The organism is Ruegeria sp. EL01 (genome assembly GCF_900313035.1).
Lineage (GTDB): Bacteria > Pseudomonadota > Alphaproteobacteria > Rhodobacterales > Rhodobacteraceae > Ruegeria.
On the sequence record NZ_OMPS01000014.1, the window covers coordinates 1 to 17,299 of the forward strand.

The 17,299-nt window shown below is 56.0% G+C and carries 16 protein-coding genes; 5 read left to right on the top strand and 11 right to left on the bottom strand.

What is annotated here, in order from left to right; genetic code table 11:
• From D9K61_RS07625 to D9K61_RS07640, 4 genes are all read right to left on the bottom strand, one after another.
• Nucleotides 1-494: phage integrase N-terminal SAM-like domain-containing protein (locus D9K61_RS07625; protein WP_162946798.1), on the bottom strand; the 494-nt coding region annotated here is incomplete at its 3' end.
• Nucleotides 495-1,041: 547 nt separating this feature from the next.
• Nucleotides 1,042-2,121, bottom strand: coding sequence for a tricarballylate utilization 4Fe-4S protein TcuB (gene tcuB / locus D9K61_RS07630; protein ID WP_120632661.1), 1,080 nt, complete (start codon nucleotides 2,119-2,121; stop codon nucleotides 1,042-1,044).
• Nucleotides 2,111-3,505, bottom strand: coding sequence for an FAD-dependent tricarballylate dehydrogenase TcuA (gene tcuA, locus D9K61_RS07635; protein ID WP_174235084.1), 1,395 nt, complete (start codon nucleotides 3,503-3,505; stop codon nucleotides 2,111-2,113). The genes tcuB and tcuA overlap by 11 nt, the downstream gene beginning before the upstream one ends.
• Before the next feature lie 11 nt (nucleotides 3,506-3,516).
• A complete protein-coding gene (locus D9K61_RS07640) occupies nucleotides 3,517-4,197 on the bottom strand; it encodes a GntR family transcriptional regulator (protein ID WP_120632774.1) in 681 nt (226 codons plus the stop codon).
• Between the two features lie 123 nt (nucleotides 4,198-4,320).
• Between D9K61_RS07640 and D9K61_RS07645 the strand changes: the two genes are divergently transcribed.
• Nucleotides 4,321-5,340, top strand: coding sequence for an AbrB family transcriptional regulator (locus tag D9K61_RS07645; RefSeq protein ID WP_254055716.1), 1,020 nt, complete (start codon nucleotides 4,321-4,323; stop codon nucleotides 5,338-5,340).
• On the opposite strand, the gene D9K61_RS07650 is transcribed toward D9K61_RS07645, so the two are convergent.
• The 5 genes from D9K61_RS07650 to D9K61_RS07670 all read right to left on the bottom strand — a co-directional run bounded on the left by D9K61_RS07650 (nucleotide 5,309) and on the right by D9K61_RS07670 (nucleotide 10,909).
• Nucleotides 5,309-6,289 (bottom strand): D-2-hydroxyacid dehydrogenase family protein, encoded by a 981-nt coding sequence (locus tag D9K61_RS07650; RefSeq protein WP_120632663.1) that lies wholly within the window; start codon nucleotides 6,287-6,289, stop codon nucleotides 5,309-5,311. The genes D9K61_RS07645 and D9K61_RS07650 overlap by 32 nt on opposite strands.
• Nucleotides 6,286-6,522, bottom strand: coding sequence for a hypothetical protein (locus D9K61_RS07655; protein WP_120632664.1), 237 nt, complete (start codon nucleotides 6,520-6,522; stop codon nucleotides 6,286-6,288). The genes D9K61_RS07650 and D9K61_RS07655 overlap by 4 nt, the downstream gene beginning before the upstream one ends.
• Before the next feature lie 53 nt (nucleotides 6,523-6,575).
• Nucleotides 6,576-7,664 carry a 4-oxalomesaconate tautomerase gene (locus D9K61_RS07660; RefSeq protein WP_120632775.1) on the bottom strand — a complete coding sequence of 363 codons (1,089 nt, stop codon included), beginning with the start codon at nucleotides 7,662-7,664 and terminating at the stop codon, nucleotides 6,576-6,578.
• A 44-nt stretch (nucleotides 7,665-7,708) separates the two neighbouring features.
• Nucleotides 7,709-9,739 carry a tripartite tricarboxylate transporter permease gene (locus D9K61_RS07665; RefSeq protein ID WP_120632665.1) on the bottom strand — a complete coding sequence of 677 codons (2,031 nt, stop codon included), beginning with the start codon at nucleotides 9,737-9,739 and terminating at the stop codon, nucleotides 7,709-7,711.
• A gap of 81 nt (nucleotides 9,740-9,820) precedes the next feature.
• The gene (locus D9K61_RS07670) at nucleotides 9,821-10,909 is read right to left on the bottom strand and encodes a tricarboxylate transporter (protein WP_120632666.1); all 1,089 of its coding nucleotides are present in this window, start codon (nucleotides 10,907-10,909) and stop codon (nucleotides 9,821-9,823) included.
• Nucleotides 10,910-11,048: 139 nt separating this feature from the next.
• On the opposite strand from D9K61_RS07670, the gene D9K61_RS07675 reads away from it, so the two are divergent.
• Nucleotides 11,049-11,717, top strand: a complete 669-nt coding sequence (locus D9K61_RS07675; protein ID WP_058283521.1) for a response regulator transcription factor — start codon at nucleotides 11,049-11,051, stop codon at nucleotides 11,715-11,717.
• Entirely contained in the window at nucleotides 11,714-13,081 is a 1,368-nt protein-coding gene (locus D9K61_RS07680) for a sensor histidine kinase (protein WP_254055717.1), read from the top strand. Before D9K61_RS07675 ends, D9K61_RS07680 begins: the two co-directional genes overlap by 4 nt.
• 184 nt (nucleotides 13,082-13,265) lie before the next feature.
• Here D9K61_RS07680 and D9K61_RS07685 read toward each other — a convergent pair whose 3' ends face one another.
• The gene (locus D9K61_RS07685; protein ID WP_120632667.1) at nucleotides 13,266-13,493 is read right to left on the bottom strand and encodes a hypothetical protein; all 228 of its coding nucleotides are present in this window, start codon (nucleotides 13,491-13,493) and stop codon (nucleotides 13,266-13,268) included.
• 262 nt (nucleotides 13,494-13,755) lie between these two features.
• On the bottom strand, nucleotides 13,756-14,655 hold the full coding sequence (locus D9K61_RS07690; protein ID WP_120632668.1) for a LysR family transcriptional regulator: 900 nt from the start codon (nucleotides 14,653-14,655) through the stop codon (nucleotides 13,756-13,758).
• Between the two features lie 99 nt (nucleotides 14,656-14,754).
• Here D9K61_RS07690 and nhaC point away from each other — a divergent pair, with 99 nt between their 5' ends.
• Together nhaC and D9K61_RS07700 are read left to right on the top strand one after the other, a co-directional pair.
• A complete protein-coding gene (gene nhaC, locus D9K61_RS07695; protein ID WP_120632669.1) occupies nucleotides 14,755-16,185 on the top strand; it encodes a Na+/H+ antiporter NhaC in 1,431 nt (476 codons plus the stop codon).
• Nucleotides 16,186-16,249: 64 nt separating this feature from the next.
• Nucleotides 16,250-17,068, top strand: coding sequence for a hypothetical protein (locus tag D9K61_RS07700; RefSeq protein WP_120632670.1), 819 nt, complete (start codon nucleotides 16,250-16,252; stop codon nucleotides 17,066-17,068).
• Nucleotides 17,069-17,299: the final 231 nt, after the last annotated feature.

The window sequence follows — 17,299 nt, forward strand, 5'->3', positions numbered from 1 at the left end:
CCCTTACCCTGGTCGACCCGGATCAGCATCCGGTCGCTGTCGATATCGCCGACCTTGAGGTGCGTGACTTCACTCGCCCTCAACCCGCCGCCATAGGCCACGCTGAAGGCAGCTCGGTACCGCAAACCCGGCCCGGGTGCCGTTTCGAGGATACGCGCAACCTCCTCGGCGCTCAGCACAACGGGGATCTTCTTGGCCGCCCGCTGGTAGCGCATATGCCGCTTCATCTCCGGGCGCGGGCATGTCGTCGCAAAGAAGAAGCTCAGCACCGTCAGCCGGTTGTTGAACGTGGGCGCTCCCACACTCCGCTCCTTCATGTCAAGTTGGAACGCCCTGAGCTCTTCCGGTGTCGCTGTGTCCGGCGAGTGCCCGAGAAACCGCGTGAAGTCGCGCATCGCCCGCAGGTACATCGTCTGCGTCTTGGGCTGCAGCCCCTTGATCCGCATGTCTTCGAGAAAACGCTGGCGCAGCGCAGGCACATACTGGTCCGTCATCGGAACCTCCTGTCATCAGATTGAGAAGGTCCCAATCGTCAGACAGGCGCGCCCATCTACAAAATCGTAGCGTCCATTTAGTGTGCATCACTCGCCACAAGCGCCAATACCGCGAGAGCGGTTTCGTCCAAGTCCCGCATAGCAGTCGTCGTCGCTCCTAATTGTAACCTGTACTTCCTGGTTTGTTTTATTACGCTCCAAAACAACTCGTGCCACCAAACCAGATATGACCACGACAATGACCACGCCATTCACATGGACCCGAAGAAAATAGTAGATCGCCACAAGTGCCAGGTAACCGATAAGTTTGTACACCACTGGAGACGCCTCCTTACTGTTGAGCTACAAATGTCAGCTTTGAGCCCAGAGTGCCAAATGCTGCGGTTGGTCCAAATACGTGCGAAGCGTGCGTCGCTGCCGTCGGTCGTGCAAGGGACGGCCCATTCCGGACGTTGACCGCCACTCGAAATGCTGTAACGCAGAGTTCTTCAAAATCATAATTGATCCTATTGCATGTTCTTTCTGCTCACACAGGCGCGACGGGCTGCTAACGGACCAGGAACACATCTCTTTTCCGTTGCGCTTCCCTTACAAGAGCAGCAAGCCGATAGAAGCCGTGTGCCATCTTTGTGTAGGGCATCAGCAGGAAGAATGTCAGTACCGAACCAAGATGGATGGCAAGCAGTGCAGGCATCAATGCTGTTGAACTGAGGGCGTATAGAACAAGTCCACTCAGCCCCACAAACCCGAGCAACAGGATAAATCCGATATCCGCGCCCCATGCCGACGGATCGCCAAGTTCACGGTCTGACTTTAGCTTGAGCAGCGCCATCGCACCGCACCCTACTGTCAGCAAAATACCTCCGGAGATTCCGAACACTTTCGGCAACGACCAGAACCCGTACGGCGCGTGCATTCCGAATACATAGTGCATGACGGTCGCCACCGAGGTCGACGCAAAGCACAACAGAAAGCCATACATGATGGCGTGGTGGATTTGGCGTCGGCCCTGACTGAAACGGTCTTCGTCCTCGAAGTTACAGCCCTCGCCATGGCCTGCGGCCAGATCCTGCATCTTGCCCGCGTGTTTGAACGCAGCCATCAGATCAGACATCTGGATCGGTTCGCCGTCAACCTTGGCCCAATAGTGCCGAAGGCTGATGGCTATACTGAACAGAGGCAGCAGGAACGCGGGCGCGAAGATCACAACCATCGCGTTGTGCGACAGGACGGCGTAGAACCCCTCGCCTCCACTGGAACCGATGGCGCGGATGGCCCCGAGCAACAGGGCAAATCCGATCACAAGCGCCAGGGCTATGGCCCCGCCATGCGTGTGGAACCGGCGCGCCAGCGGCTGCGGCCATGCGAAGCTTTCCCAGTTATCGCGCCGCACCTCGGCCAGTGCCTTGGGCAGGTTCAGGTCAAACTCGTGCGGGGCGGTGTACTGACAGGCGTAATAACAGCCTCGGCAGTTGTGGCAGAGGTTGGCCAGTTGCGTGATGTCTCCATCCGAGAACGCGCGCTCTGCATGAAGCGATGGGAAGACCGAGCAATAGCCTTCGCAATAGCGGCAGGCGTTGCAGATTTCGGCCTGACGGCGGGCTTCCCGGATCAATTCAGTTTGCATAGGCGGCGGCCTCACGTCCTGCGATGCGTCCAAAAACGGTTCCGATGGTCATGCCGAAGCCCGCCAGATAGCCCTGCCCAAGGATCGATCCGGCCATGGTTTCTCCGGCAGCCCAAAGATTCTTGATCTTACCGTCACGGGTCGAACATTGGGCCGCGTCGTCGACTTTCAAGCCCAGATAAGTAAACGTCACACCAGTGCGTAGCGAGTACCCGTAGAAAGGCGGTTCCGTAATCGGGCGGGCCCAGTTGGTCTTGGGCGGGGTCAGACCAGAAGTCGTTACTCCATCCAATTCGGTCGGGTGAAACCCGCTGGTATCACCGCACGTAGCATTGAAGTCTGCGACGGTCGTCGTCAGCTTGTCGGCTGGTAGATCCATCATCCAGGCCAGTTCCTCCAACGTGTCCGCCTTGAGCGGTGGAAACACTGACGGCATGAACAGATTCAGCGATTTTGCGTCGATGATCACATATCCCACCTGATCCGGTTGCGCAGCCACAAGTCGACCCCAGATCGCATAGCGCTTAGGCCAGACGTCTTCGCCTTCATCATAGAACCGTTCTGCGTTCTTGTTCACGACGATTGAAAACGGAACGCAGTCCAGACGAGTGACAATCCCGCCATCGAATTTCGGCGCACGCCCGTCGATGGCAACTGCGTGGCATTGGGTTGGATCACCGACACGCTCAATGCCTTGATCCAGAAGGTTGGCCAACACCACACCTCGGTTGTAAGGCGTACCTCGGATCAGGAAGTTCTTTGCAGGTTCGCCCCACGCGCGGGTGAGCCAATCAGTGTCGGCCTGAAACCCGCCCGAGGCGACAATCACGGCTTTGGGAGTAATGCGATGTTCTTGACCTTCATAAGTGAAATCCACCCATTCGATCTGATCACCATTCAGCTCCAGATGCGTGACTGCGGCTTCGTACCGGGCGTCGATCCCCAAACCGGCGGCTGTCCGGTAATAGGCATTCACCAGAGATTTGCCGCCCCCCATGAAAAATGCATTGGTCCGGGCAAGGGACAAGGTTCCGGAAAGAGACGGTTGGAAGCGGACCCCGTGCTCTTCCATCCAAGGCAAGCACTCTTCCGAGGTTCGGATCGCCAAACGCGCCAGATGTTCGTCAGTCTTGCCGCCAGTGACTTTCAACAGGTCGGACAGGTATTCATCCTCGCTGTATTCCTCGACCAACGGGCCCAGAGGGCCGGTGTGCATACAGCGAAAGTTGCGTGTGTGGCGTGAGTTTCCACCGCGATACGGTTTTGGCGCGGTTTCCAGGATCAGGACCCTCGCACCCGCTTCGGCAGCTGTCATTGCCGCACATAGGGCCGCATTACCCCCTCCGATCACCGCGATATCATAAGCTTCCATCTGGGTGGTCATGTGCCGTGTTCCTACTGGCATTGATCGCTTATGCGGTCACGTTCCTGAAGCGCGCGGATGCGCATGCGTTGCGCTGCTTGGATATGCGCGCGCATTTCGGTTTCTGCGGCGGCACCGTCGCGCGATTTCAGGGCAGCCATGATGTGCCGGTGCTCGGCCACTGCAGTTTCTGCCCGACCACTATCCAACAGCTGTGACGGTCCAAGGATCAGCAGCGCCTTTTGCAGGGAAAGCATGGACTTTGCCAGAAACCGGTTCTTGGCTGCATCCAGCAAAGTGGCGTGAAAAATCCGGTTGATCCGGGCTGCGTCCGGACCTGTGCCCGCCTCGGCCAGCCGATCATTCAGAACCTCCAACTCATCAAGTTCAACATCCGAGGCTGCCCGTGCTGCCAATCTGGCGGCAGTGCCTTCAAGCACGGCGCGCATCTCATAAAGCTCCATCACTTCGGCATAGTCGAGGCTGCGGACGGTTGCGCCCAGCCTTGGCACATGAGTAACGAGCCCGTCCGCTTCGAGCTGTCGGATCGCTTCACGGATAGGTGTGCGGCTCACACCCAAGCGTTCAGACAGCTCAATCTCGCGCAAGCGATCGCCGGGCAAAAGCGTGCCGTCGCGAATCTCTTCCAGCAAGCGCTGATACGCGGAATTGCCTTGTGGGCCGGGCTGTATTGGGTCGTCCTGGATGGTCATCGCGTGCTCACTTGCCTTGGTGCGTCCAATTGTATACATTTGGATACACATCTAGTCAATAACCCCGGAATCCAAGTTTTGCCCAGCTCGGAAAACCAACCAGCTATGCTGATGAAAAGGTCAATGACACTTGGCCTTGCGACGCTTGGCACGTTGATCTTCTGGGCGTTGAATCTGCCACTGCCGTTTTTATTCGGCCCCATGACAGCATGCCTGATTGCTGCTCTGGCTCATGCACCAATGTCAGGGTTCGGACAGATTTCGGTCGCGGCCAGAACCATTCTGGGCGTCGCAGTTGGCGCATCGATCACACCCAGCCTGTTTGCCGAACTGCCAAAAATGGCAGCGTCGATCATGCTGATCCCGTTTTTCATCATCCTAATCGCGTTGGTCGGCGTGCCGTTCTTTCGTAAAGTCTGGGGGTTTGACGACAAGACAGCGTTTTACGCTGCGATGCCGGGTGGCCTGCAAGACATGATCATATTTGGCACCGAGGCCGGGGCTGATCCGAGAACACTGTCGCTGATCCACGGAACACGCGTGTTGATTATCGTGACGCTGGCACCGCTGTTTCTAACGGTTTTCTACGATGCCGAACTCACCAACCCCATTGGACAGCCCGTTAGCGATTTGCCGGTTAACGAGCTTCTACTCATGGTTCTAGCAGCCTTTGTCGGATGGAAAGGCGGCGAAAGAATTGGACTGTTCGGTGCGTCCATCCTTGGGCCGATGATCTTGACGGCTGCTTTGTCTCTGGGGGATTTCATCCATACCCGGCCGCCTCGCGAAACAATTCTGGCTGCGCAGTTCTTCATTGGGTGCGGGATCGGTGTGCAATTTATTGGCGTGACATGGGCTGAACTACGTCGGGTCGTTGCTGCTGGCGTCGCCTACGTTGTTATTCTCGCCATTCTGGCTGCCGGGTTCACGGCAGTTGTGACCACACTTGGCTTGGGTCAACCGCTCGAAGCGTTTCTAGCGTTTGCGCCCGGAGGTCAGGCCGAGATGACCGTTCTTGCCATCGTTTCGGGCGCTGATTTGGGGTTTGTGATCACCCACCACCTGACGCGGATCGTGCTGGTGATCATCGGCGCACCTATTGCGGCGGGTCTTATTTTGCGTTGGTCCAAACCTCGGGATTGATCATATGGATCGGAGCGCCATCGGCATAGGCGTTTACCTGATCGAAGATGTCCGCGAATTGCAGGTCGAACTCGTCCTCTGTTACAAAGCCAATATGCGGCGTCGCGATCAGATTGGGATGCGACAGGAGCGGGTCACTTGGGTCGGTCAGAGGTTCGGTATCGAAAACATCAATGGCCGCCTTTCCTGGTCGACTTTGGTTGAGCCCTTCAAGCAGAGCGCCGGCTGCAATAAGCCCCGCCCGCGACGTGTTCACAAACAATGACCCCGGCTGCATCGCCTCAAAGTCTGCCGCCTCAATAACTCCGCGTGTGCCCGGTTTCAGGCGGATATGAACCGACACCACATCACTGTCGGCAAAGAACGCTTCCCGACTGGACGCGACATCAACACCGTCCGCCATCGCCCGCGCACGACCTTCTTCGGACGACCACCAGATGACGTTCATACCAAAGGCCTCGGCATAGCCTGCGACAGCCTGGGCGATACGCCCGTAGCCATACAAGCCAAGTCGACGCCCGCGCAGCGTCTTACCCACCCCGGCTTGCCAGCGACCGGCCTTGACTGATGCCATCTGTGCCGGAAGATCGCGCATTCCGGCCATGATCAAGGCCCAGGTCAATTCGGCTGCGGCATAAGACGGAGTTCCGCTATGCATGTTCGAACATAAAAGCACGTTGTGATCGGAGCATGCCTGCAGATCGACGTGGGGATAGACACTGCGCTGACTGATCAGCCGCAGGTTCGGCAGCTGCTCAAGCAACGCTCGGGAGATCTTGGTGCGTTCCCGGAACAGAACCACGGCATCGGCATCTTGTAACCGTGATGCCAGAACACCGATATCTTCAAGGTGATCCGTCCAAACCGTCACGTCATGATCCGCAAGCTTTGCGAAGCAAGGCAGGCCGCGCAGCGTGTCAAACCAATCATCCAGAATGTGTACTTTCATCGGCTTTCAATGCCTTCGCCGGTTTCCAGTTTTCTTGGTGTCGGAACAAAATGCGAGGCCTCAAGCGCCGCGAGCGCATTGCGGACACGTTGGCTCTGATCCAGCAAATGATTGAATTGCTCATCGCAACCAGCGATTGGCGTCGGATAATCCGCCATATCCTGCCGCAATGCAGCTTGCGCCAGTTTGAGTTCCTGCCGGGCAATATCGAGGCATTCAGAGTAGTCGTTCATCGTGACACCTCCCTTCAATGTATACCACAGTATACCAAATGATTAATGCCCGTTCAACTCCCATCCCACACAGATTGCGGCACATAGATTTTGCCATCCGCCAGCTTGCGCGCTGTTCGTACCAAACCCGCCGATTTGAGAGTGAAACCATCTTCGCTGGAAAAATCCACCAGAACGTCGATTTTGCCCGAAGCGTGCTCAAGCACGACTTCAGCAGGCCCGGATGCGGCTCGTTCCAATAACCCATCCGCAACAGTTCCCGGCGTCAATGCGCAGGAGGCCATGCATTGTGCCCCTGTTACCGCCATTGTCGGATGTGTATTCCACGGCATGAAATACCTGACCGCAAGTGTGCCCCCGTCCCGAGCAGGTGCAAGTATGCCGAATTTCGGGGTTACGGATTGGGATACATCGCCCATTCCCATCAACAATCCCGCTTCTATCCGAACGGCCTCCATCCGGTCAAAGAACGAGCGGTTACTGTCCAGTTCCTCTGCGCTTTCGTATCCGGTAAGGCCAAAATCAGAAGCGCGGGCAATGGCCATCGGCATCGCGACGTCCATGCAGGTTAGCTCGATACCTTGCACAATGTCGCGCAAGTGACCAGTGGGCAGGAACGCGCCGGTTGATGACCCCACAACACCCATAAAGCTTAGCTGTATCGACGCGGCACGCCCCGGCACGCCCGCAATTTCCACATCTCCCTGATAGGTCAGTTCACCGCCAGGTGTAGGCACCTTCGCCACCACCTGCGCTCCGGTGTTGACGGCGCGGATACGGATTTCGGTTTCATCGCCCCGCGGCTCGATCAAACCCATTTCGATTGCCGCAGACCCGACACCGGACAGGATGTTTCCGCAGGTGGGTTTGAAATCGACCAACTTTTCCTCAACCGAAACCTGGGCGAAGAAGTAATCGATATCTGCCCAGTTCTCGTTACTGGCCGACAGCATCGCGACCTTGGTCGTGACGGCCGCGCTGCCGCCTATCCCGTCGATATTCAGCGGGTGTCCAGCGCCAATCGAAGCGATCAGAACGTCTGCCAGAGTCTCCAGATCCTCTGGCAAGTCAGAGCGTCGGAAGTAGGGGCCGCGAGACGTGCCGCCCCGCATGAATATGAACGGTATTCCGGTTTGGGTCATGTCGCGCCCTTTCGGGTTTTGCGCGTGTCCGCGAAGGCCCCGGCTCATTTCAGCGGCCATGGCAGATCAACCATGTCCTGCAGCAAACCCGGCGGGAAATCGCGGTTCAACGCACCTGCCATGACGCACATGAAACCGATGCCACAGGCCGTCAGGACCAGTGTCATCTGCCAGCTGGACCCAGCCCGGACGCGCAGGAACGCAATCAGGAACCCGATCAGCGCAAGGATAAAGCCTACAACCCAGGTCGCCGCGATCAGGCTGGCGAACCATGCGAGCGTGGACCACAATCCATGAGGCGCGCTGGCGTCCTCACCGGCAACTTCCTTGTCGGCAAAGATCGCATCGCCCTCGGGTCGGCGCATCATCTGGATCAGCAGAACGACACAGCAGAACAACGACACATACCCAATCACCAGAGGGATGATCTTGTCGGTCATATTGTAGTCCGGGATAATGTTGGCGTTGATCAAAGCAACAACCAGATAGGCCATGATCGCCAGCAGGAAGACCAGCGGCGCGCGTTTACTGCCGGACTGAACATCGCCCTCGGCCATGATCATCTTGGCCTGACGGATACCCAGAATGATTGAGACGATCGTGACCACGATCAGAATGATCACAATAGGGCTGAAAACATATTCCATGCCCTCGCCAAAGCTTTTGCGGAAGCGGAACGATGCGATCTGAAATGCCTGGTTGGTGAACTTTTCAACCGGGTTCGACAGCACAAAGCCAATCAGGAACGCAGGGCGCGACCAGTCGAAGCGGCGCAGAAAAATACCGATCAGGCCGATCACGAACAGGGCCAACAGGTCTTCGAAATTCTGACCCGATTGGAACGCCGCAAAGCTGATTAGCATAAACAGGAATGGTGCCAGATAGGTAAACCGGATCGTGGTCAGCTTGGCGATGCCGCCTGAAGCCGCGATACACAGGATGGCGCCCACGACATTGGCCAGAGCCAGCAACCAGACGATCGAATACGTGATATCCAGATTGTCCTGCAACATGCTGGGACCAACCTCGATATCACCTGATCCCAGCAAAGCCACGGCTCCGATGAAAATCGCCATCGAACCCGATCCGGGGATGCCGAACAGCAGGGTCGGCACCAGACCGCCGCCCTCTTTTGCATTGTTCGAGCTTTCCGGTCCGATCACGCCACGCACTTCGCCTTTGCCGAAGTTGCTCTTGTCCTTGGTTGTTTGCACGGAATGGCCGTAGGCGATCCAGTCGACAACCGAGCCCCCAAGTCCGGGGATAACGCCTACGATCACACCGATGATTGAGCAGCGAACAGACAGCCAAATATTGGCGAACCAGTCCTTGACCCCATCCAGCCATCCGGCCCCCAAAGAAGCCCCCTTGGCAATCGACCGATCCTGACGCAGCAGGGAAACGATTTCAGGGACGGCAAAAATACCCAAACCGACAATGACCAGCTTCAGGCCATCGGTCAGATAGGGAATGTCATAGGTGGCCATACGCAGCGAGCCACCAGCATCCGCCTCGCCGATGGTGCCGACCATCAGGCCCAGCCCGGCGGCGGCAACACCTTTCAATGGGATGCGCCCGGCCAGAATAGCAACCATCGAAAGACCGAGAATGGTGATCATCAGCATCTCGGGAAGGCCGAAGGCCAAGACGATTGGCCGCGCGATCAGAATGAACATGGTCAGGAATGTCGCGCCGACCAAACCCCCGAACAGGGATGAGGCAAAGGCGGCGGACAAGGCTCGCGCGGCTTCGCCCTTTTTTGCCATCGGGAAGCCGTCAAGAACGGTCGCCTGCGAAGCCGAACTGCCTGGTATCCCCATCAAAACCGAGGCAAATGTGTCAGAAGTCGGAACGACGGCGACCATTCCGATCATCAGCGCCAGACCCAGGATAGGGTCCATGCCGAACATGAAAGGCAGCAATAGGGACAGGCCAGCAATGCCGCCGAGTCCGGGAAAGACGCCCACGGCTAGCCCCATGACAACGCCGAGCACAAGATAGCCCAAGACAATAGGTTGCAGGATCAGAGCCCACGCATCACCAAGCGCAGGAAGAGCGGTGGCGAAAACCTCCATAGCGGCCGCCTTTCATTCGATTTTTCAGAATTCAGATGGCACGGCCCTCGTGTGGGAGGGCACGCGCTGTGAAAGGCAGGCTTAGTTCAGCTCAACGCCGTAGGAATCTTTAAGCCAGTTCAGGACATACTGCTTGGCGTTGTCATCCACACTCGTTGCAGTTTGCAGGGCGGCTTTGGAGCCGTCTCCGACAAACACCGGGTACTTGCCAACTCGCTTGGAGGAGATATCGGCAAAATCCGCACGCTCAGTGACTGCCTGGAAGGCTGCCGTGTACGTGTCGACGACATCCTGCGGGGTATCACCCGGCAAGAAGGCCAGTTTCTGAACCGGGAAACCCGCAACAAAGAAGGCTTTCCACGCATCCCACGCCTCACCGCTGGTTTCACAGCCATCGGTGGCTTCGCAAACCTCTTTGAAGGTCGGGATATCCGGGAACGTCGGGTCGCGCACGATGTTGCCATCCGCGTCCAGCGCACCCCAGGTCATCATCGGAACAGCCTGACCGGCCTCGACCAATGGGGCAGAACCGCCCAGAAAACCCGATGAGGTCTGATAATCGATGTTGGCCTCACCACGTTCGAACATAAGACGGCCATCACCGCGACCCTTAATGCCGAAGACCGGTTCAACATCCATGCCCAGCATCTGCCACGCCAGTAGCGGTACTAGGTCCAGCCGGGTTGCGCCTTGCGACCCATAGATAAAGCTGGTGTCCTTCAGCGCATTTGCCGATCCGTCGAATTTCGCACCATCTTCCGCGTTCAGGTAGGCCACGCCCCCGGTGCCCGACGCCATGACAGGAATCCAGTCGTTGTATTCATAACGCACGCGCGGATCGCTCAGAAGATACGGAAACTGGGTTGAACCGGAAGTTCCGAACAAAAGCGTGCCATCGTCGTGCTCTTGTTCTTGAAACCAGTTTGCTCCTTTGGTTGAGCCTGCGCCCGGCATGAACTTCACCACAACGGTTGGCTGGCCGGGCAGCGCCTCGGACAGAAGCGGCGCAAAGAAGTTGGCCCATTTGGCCGAACCGCCCGTTTCCGAGAACGGGATGACCCACTCAATGGTCTTGCCCGAGAAATCGACTTCAGCAGCGGCAGGCGCGGCCAACCCAGCGGCAGCGATCAGCCCCACGACGGCGCGACGGGTAAAGTTGGAAATGGTCATTGGTTCCTCCCTATTGACCAGACAACCACGAAGGCACGCTTGGCACCACCGTGATCGCAAATAGAACTGTGGGGTTGATTCCCCCTTCCATCTGGCAATCATGAAGGGCCAACCTTGCGCGAAACTTGCAGGAGCCCTGATGCGGATTGTCATCGTCGAGGATAACGAGCCACTTGCCAACGCCATTGCGTATCGCCTGCGTGATCGTGGTCATGCGGCTGACGTGCTGACCGATGGCGACGAGGCTGACACTTATCTGGAACAGGAAGGCGCAGACCTGATCGTTCTGGATATCAACTTGCCAGGCCGGTCCGGGCTTGAAATCCTGCAATCCTTGCGCAGTCGCGGAGATGGTGCGCCGGTGATCCTGCTGACCGCCAGGTCAGAGACAAGCGACCGTGTGCTGGGTCTGGATATGGGCGCTGACGATTATCTAGTCAAACCCTTCGAGATGGATGAGTTGGAAGCCCGCATTCGTGCGCTTTCGCGCCGAAAGGACCTCGACTACGGCGCGCGCGAAACCATCGGCGGATTGGAATTCGATCGCTCGGCACGGCAGGTCACCGTTCACGGAGAGGTAATGGACGTGCCACGCCGGGAATTGGCCGTGCTTGAATGCCTGCTTGAACGCCGAGGTAGGATTGTCCCCAAAAGCCAATTGACCGACTATGTCTATGGTATCGGCGCGGACATCGAGGATTCCGCCGTGGAACCCCATGTGTCGCGGTTACGAAAACGGCTTCAGGATCTGGGCATCAGAATCAAAACGGCGCGCGGGCTTGGCTACCTGCTTGAGGTGCAGAAGTGATACCGCAGCGGTCGCTCAGGTTAAGGTTATTCCTGCTGATCCTCACGCCTTTGGTTTTGCTTGCGTTTCTGCTTGGGTTTTGGCGTTTCAACGTTGCTCAGAAAACCGCGCAGGAGCTCTTTGATGAGAGCTTACTATCAGCGGGACTCGCTATTTCACGCGATGTGGCAATCTCGGGCGGCGACGCGTTGTTGCCCTCGACGCGCAGTATGATCCGCGAAGCATCCGGTGGAGAGATATTCTATCACGTGACCGGTCCGGGCGGCAGCTATGTCACTGGCTACGCGTACCCGCCAACATCTGCTGCATCATCGCAACAAGACCCATACAGTCCACATTTTTTTGAATCTGTGCACCGGGAGGTGCCCGTCCGGGTTCTCAGAATGACCGAGCGCGTCACTTTGGAAAACCTGGTGGGGGACGCGACTGTAACTGTGTGGCAGCTCATGGCCGACCGAAATGCATTTGCCAACCAGTTGTCTCTCCGCGCTGCAATTCTGATGGGCATTTTGTTGACGACGCTTGCCATTGTCGTGTGGTTCGGCGTGGCCCGCGGCCTCCGGCCGTTGCTGGATTTACAGGAAGCAATCGCGCTGAGATCGCCAGACGACCTCAGCGAAATCAAACGGTCGGTCCCGATCGAAGTACGAGGCATTGTCAAAACCCTGAATCGGCTGTTTGGGCAGGTTGAACACAGCATCAACGCTCATCAAGTGTTTATTTCAGAAGCCGCGCATCAGCTACGAAACCCAGCAGCCGCGGTCCAGTCCATGGCCGAAGCACTGAGAGATGCGAAAACGGATGAGGACAGGGACAAACGCATTGTTGAGCTTGTGGCCGCAGCAAAAAACTCGGCCACGGTGGCGCAACAGTTATTGTCGCTGGAACGACTGCGGCAACCTACGCATCAGGATCAGATGGATGAGATTGATTTCCGCGTAGTCGTGGAAGAGGCTTGTGCAGAGATGGGCGTTCATATCCTCGCAAAAGGGATCGACTTTGAGGTCGCGATGCCGGACACCCCGATCGTGATCTCAGGGGATCGCGTGTTTTTGACTGAGGCCATCAAAAATCTGCTGGACAACGCTGTTAAGCACGGTGGTACAAAATTGAGCCGAATTTCAGTCTTGCTGCACTGTGAGGGCGGGAACGTCAAGCTGACTGTGGCCGATGACGGAACAGGTCTTTCGCCTAACCAAAGCGAAGCCGCGTTCAGTCGGTTTTCGCAGCTCGAGTACTCCGAAGGCAGCGGTTTGGGGTTGTCAATTGTCTCAGCGGTGGCGGAGCGCCATGGAGGAGTGGTCGCGATCAACCAAGTCGAAAAAGGAGCAAGCGTTACGCTTGAGCTTCCCATAGCCGTCTAGTTCATTTCTATTTCTACTCGGAACCCGAAACCTGTCACAATCAAAGCGAATTTTTGCGATTGCAGCGAATGACCGATTTCCACCCCAGGTGCCAGGCACGGCGATCTTGATGCACCTTCACCGGACTTTGAAGCCTTGTGCAGCGAAATGGCGCTTGGTCCGCAAAGCAGACATTAGAGATCCTTTATCCGCCCACGTAGATACCGCTTTTGGGCCGATAGAAAATCTTCTGATCGTGAAGCCGTCCCAGAAGATCGTGAATGCGGTGTCGGTATTCTTCCCTTTCAGCTTTTCCAACATGATCTTCGTTGGGCGGCTCTTGAGTCAGGGACATCAAGGCGCGGCGCAGAGAGTCTTCGACAAGATCCATATCCGCGACGGAGAGCTCGAACATATCGTTGTACTGGGGCATACTGGGGCCTCTCATTTGGGTGCAGGTCTTTAGAGTGCCTGACCTGCCGTCAGTTTTCCACCTCTCCTTAATGTTGATCTTCGAATGTCCGCTGCGCGCCCCATTTCGCTAAACGCTGCGTTAAGCACCAATGGCAGCATTCGTCCGCCAAAGAACCGTGAACAGATCCAGCTCTTTTCTGTTCGACGCGGAGGTAGAGCCTCCAAATATTGGTTTCTCGAAGTTCAGTGAAACAACGCATGTCGATAGAAAGGTGTCGTGATCAGGTTGATCTCAAGAAGCTGGACAACCAGTTTGAGAAAATTCTTGCGCCTTTGTTGATTGGGCCACCTAAATTCTCCTGGAGGATGTAGTTCGCTGGCGCAGGAATTTTGATATCACCAAGTTCTAAAAGTGAACCGCTTGCCAGCGCGTCCTGAACGAGCACTGTTCGCCCCATTGCAATTCCTTGGCCAAGCTCGGCCAGCAGAAGGCTCATGTTGGATTGAGGGTATCTGCAGAGATTTTCTGGTTTCAGTGTTATCCCGCTGCCTCTGAGCCATTCGCCCCAAGAGTCGTCAATGTTTGAGAAAGTTTCTCCCAGCAGCGGAAGCGACACAATTTTTTGGACCAAGTCTTCCGGTGGCAGGTCTGCTAAGTCATGTTTTGCAATAAATTTGGGAGAGGCTACCGGAAACAGATAGTCTCGCGTCAGCCATTGGTCCGAGTTCTGCTTGGTGTAGAGGATCGTCAGGTCCGCGCCATTGGCAGATGGGGTTCCGTCGCCGGGCAATGTCAGAACCTTCAGGCTAACTTCGGGGTGAGTGGTCATGAAAAGTTCCAACCGCGGCAACAGCCAGCGCACGGAGAAACCGGGGAACACCTGAACCGACACTTCCAAGCTGTTCAGTTTTTGGCATTCTTTACGTACCGCTTCACGAATCTCTTCAAAGGCTTGCGCCTGAGCGACGAGAAGGTTGTGACCCGACGTGGTCAACGAGACCTGCCTGCCATGACGCTGAAACAGGTCGATGCCGAGTGTCTCTTCAAGCAATTTGATCTGCTGACTGATCGCGCTTTGGGACACACCCAGTACATCCGCGGCTACCGTAAAGCTCTGATGTGTTGCGCAGACTTCAAAGACCCGAAACACTTTTTCAGATGGCAATAATCCTATACTCATAAGTTATACCTTATATATTTATAATTAAGTTTATATTTTTCTAAACATATATCATTGCTACATCTGTGTTTCCATAGCTACAGAAGAGGAAGGAGCAACGTGGAACACAGTAGTTCTCAACCAACATTCGCGCAGTCCGCGCTGACTTTTGGGTTGGTCGTTGCCACCATTGGCATCGGGTTATTCATCTTGGGGATAAGCCTGCACAGCTTGATGCTTGTTTGTCTGACGATTGCGGCGTTTAGCGCCTGGCGACTGACCGGTGGAGACTTTGCAGCAATCCGCGACGCCATGAACAGCGGGATTAGCCGTGCGTTCAGCGCCATCTATATATTCATTCTGATCGGCGTTCTGGTGGCCGCCTATATTCAATCAGGTACGGTAGGGGCCTTGATCTACTACGGTCTCGAGTTCATCTCGCCAACCGTCTTCTTGCCTGCTGGTTTGCTACTATGCGCATTCATGTCGATCGCGACAGGCACAAGTTGGGGTACTGTTGGCACAGCCGGAGTGGTTCTCATAGGTATCGGCGAGGCGATGGGGATTCCGCTGCCTATTGTAGCCGGTGTCATTGTTTCTGGGGCTTGCTTCGGTGACAAGATGTCACCGGTGTCGGACACCACCAACCTGGCGGCGATGTCGTCCGAGGTGGATCTTTATGCCCATATCCGCTCAATGCTTTACACAACGGGACCGACCTTTGTAATCGTCCTGGCGATCTATGCGATGGTCAGCCTGAATTTTGCCGAAAATGCGATGTCCGCCGAACGGATTGAGGCAATGACGGCTTCACTTGAAAGCATATATGCGATCAATCTGTGGTGCTTGCTGCCCTTTGTTGTGATGATCGTTTTGACGACCATGAAGGTTGCAGCTGAACCGGCCATGATTGCGTCAGCCGCAACTGCCGTGATCATGGCGATCGGGTTGCAAGGGGCTGATCCGGTGGCGGTAATGAATGCACTGTACAGCGGGGGAGGTAGCGGAAGTACAGGTATCGAATCCCTGGACAGCTTGCTGGGCAGGGGCGGGATTTCGTCAATGATGTGGACTTTGTCACTGGCGTTAATGGCTTTGGCGCTTGGTGGCATCCTGCACGGCTTTGGGTTTCTACAGGTTCTGATTTCATCTCTCCTGACCCGCGTGAAATCCGCATTTGGCCTTGTCACCTCGACCATTCTGACCTGCCTGGCTGGAAACATGACGATGGGCGAAGCCTATATGTCGATCATCCTAGGAGGGCAGCTGTTCGGTCCCGCCTATGATGAGAAAGGGATTGATAGGTCGGTAATGTCGCGATCGCTCGAAGAAGGCGCGACCCTGACCACAGTGCTTATCCCGTGGACAACCGGTGGCGCGTTCTTTGCGGCAACCTTGGGGGTCAGCGTGCTCGAATATGCACCCTGGGCACTGCTGAACTGGATGAACCCGATATTGTCGATGTTGTTCGCCTTGTTTGGGATCTTCATCTTCAAAACACGGGGCGAAGATCGGCCTGTCGGCGCCACTGCAAAAGTCTCCGCCAACTAACAATCCAGGTGCGCTCGGGATCGAGCGCACCCTTGACTTCCAAATTTATTAGGAGAAACAACGGATGACGAAACAGTTCTCTGCATTTCAAGTTGATGCTCTGCATCTTACCAGAACCCTGCCGTCGGATCTGATTGCAGCGATTCCAGTGTTGATGGTTAATCGCCTTGGTACAACCGAATCCGCGTACATGCGGACTGAGAACTTTATTGGTCACTGTGAACCGGACACAGTCTATCGGGTGACGCTTGAAGAAGGATTCACCCCGACGACAGGGACGCCCATCTCTCTGGCCACTCCCAAGCAACCTCCTCATCTGGTCCTTGATGGAGAATGGGATACAAAAGTTAACTACCTGAATGAGGACTCAAACATTCTCGGCGGCAATGGCCGGTATCAGGTGCCTCATGGCAAAGACCACATTACAATTCCAGTGGCCGAAACGACCCCAGAACACTTGGCCTACTATGGCAGCTATCTTGTCAAGGCCGGTGACCTGGTGAAGTTCGAAACGACCGGAAACCTCCCGGTGACAGTTACGTCGGTTGGAGAAGAGTATCCTGAGCATTATCTGCTGAGCGAAGAGCTCGGCGGTGGTGCCTACTTGGAGGTTCATGATCGGCCGCATTTCCATATGCCGCTTGATGAAAGTTGCGGTGGTTACCTGATTGTCGGCAAATGCGGCGATGATGGGGTCAAGCGAGTATCGGCTTTTTGCATTCCCTATGGTCATGCAATTCACATGGGACCTTGGACGATCCACAGTGATGCCTTTATCACGGGGCGTCACCTGGTCATCTATTCTGCCACACCGGAGTTCTCGACTGTTATCTTACGGGACGCAAACAATGCTTTGGCCTCCATCCAATTCTCAAGCCCGTGACATTCGCAGCAAAGGACGCCCGGTACTGATGCTGGGCTAGTCCATTAGCGCCAGGCCGGCGGCATCTGAGCGCGCATCAAGACTTGCATCGCCGCTGAGGTGGGCGGCTGCCCCCTCCGCGGTTCTTCTTTCACTGTTGGGTAGAATCCGGACCGCGACAGTAGAAGCATCCGGACATGCAGTGACAGGCGTACTGCTTAGATCTATTTGACTAGCAGTCACGTGCACATA

What these genes read in the sequence shown, in the direction of transcription:
- tcuB (WP_120632661.1), bottom strand. Translation starts at nt 2,121, where the DNA reads ATGCAAACTGAATTGATCCGGGAAGCCCGCCGTCAGGCCGAAATCTGC.
- tcuA (WP_174235084.1), bottom strand. Translation starts at nt 3,505, where the DNA reads ATGACCACCCAGATGGAAGCTTATGATATCGCGGTGATCGGAGGGGGT.
- D9K61_RS07640 (WP_120632774.1), bottom strand. Translation starts at nt 4,197, where the DNA reads ATGACCATCCAGGACGACCCAATACAGCCCGGCCCACAAGGCAATTCC.
- D9K61_RS07645 (WP_254055716.1), top strand. Translation starts at nt 4,321, where the DNA reads ATGACACTTGGCCTTGCGACGCTTGGCACGTTGATCTTCTGGGCGTTG.
- D9K61_RS07650 (WP_120632663.1), bottom strand. Translation starts at nt 6,289, where the DNA reads ATGAAAGTACACATTCTGGATGATTGGTTTGACACGCTGCGCGGCCTG.
- D9K61_RS07655 (WP_120632664.1), bottom strand. Translation starts at nt 6,522, where the DNA reads ATGAACGACTACTCTGAATGCCTCGATATTGCCCGGCAGGAACTCAAA.
- D9K61_RS07660 (WP_120632775.1), bottom strand. Translation starts at nt 7,664, where the DNA reads ATGACCCAAACCGGAATACCGTTCATATTCATGCGGGGCGGCACGTCT.
- D9K61_RS07665 (WP_120632665.1), bottom strand. Translation starts at nt 9,739, where the DNA reads ATGGAGGTTTTCGCCACCGCTCTTCCTGCGCTTGGTGATGCGTGGGCT.
- D9K61_RS07670 (WP_120632666.1), bottom strand. Translation starts at nt 10,909, where the DNA reads ATGACCATTTCCAACTTTACCCGTCGCGCCGTCGTGGGGCTGATCGCT.
- D9K61_RS07675 (WP_058283521.1), top strand. Translation starts at nt 11,049, where the DNA reads ATGCGGATTGTCATCGTCGAGGATAACGAGCCACTTGCCAACGCCATT.
- D9K61_RS07685 (WP_120632667.1), bottom strand. Translation starts at nt 13,493, where the DNA reads ATGCCCCAGTACAACGATATGTTCGAGCTCTCCGTCGCGGATATGGAT.
- D9K61_RS07690 (WP_120632668.1), bottom strand. Translation starts at nt 14,655, where the DNA reads ATGAGTATAGGATTATTGCCATCTGAAAAAGTGTTTCGGGTCTTTGAA.
- D9K61_RS07700 (WP_120632670.1), top strand. Translation starts at nt 16,250, where the DNA reads ATGACGAAACAGTTCTCTGCATTTCAAGTTGATGCTCTGCATCTTACC.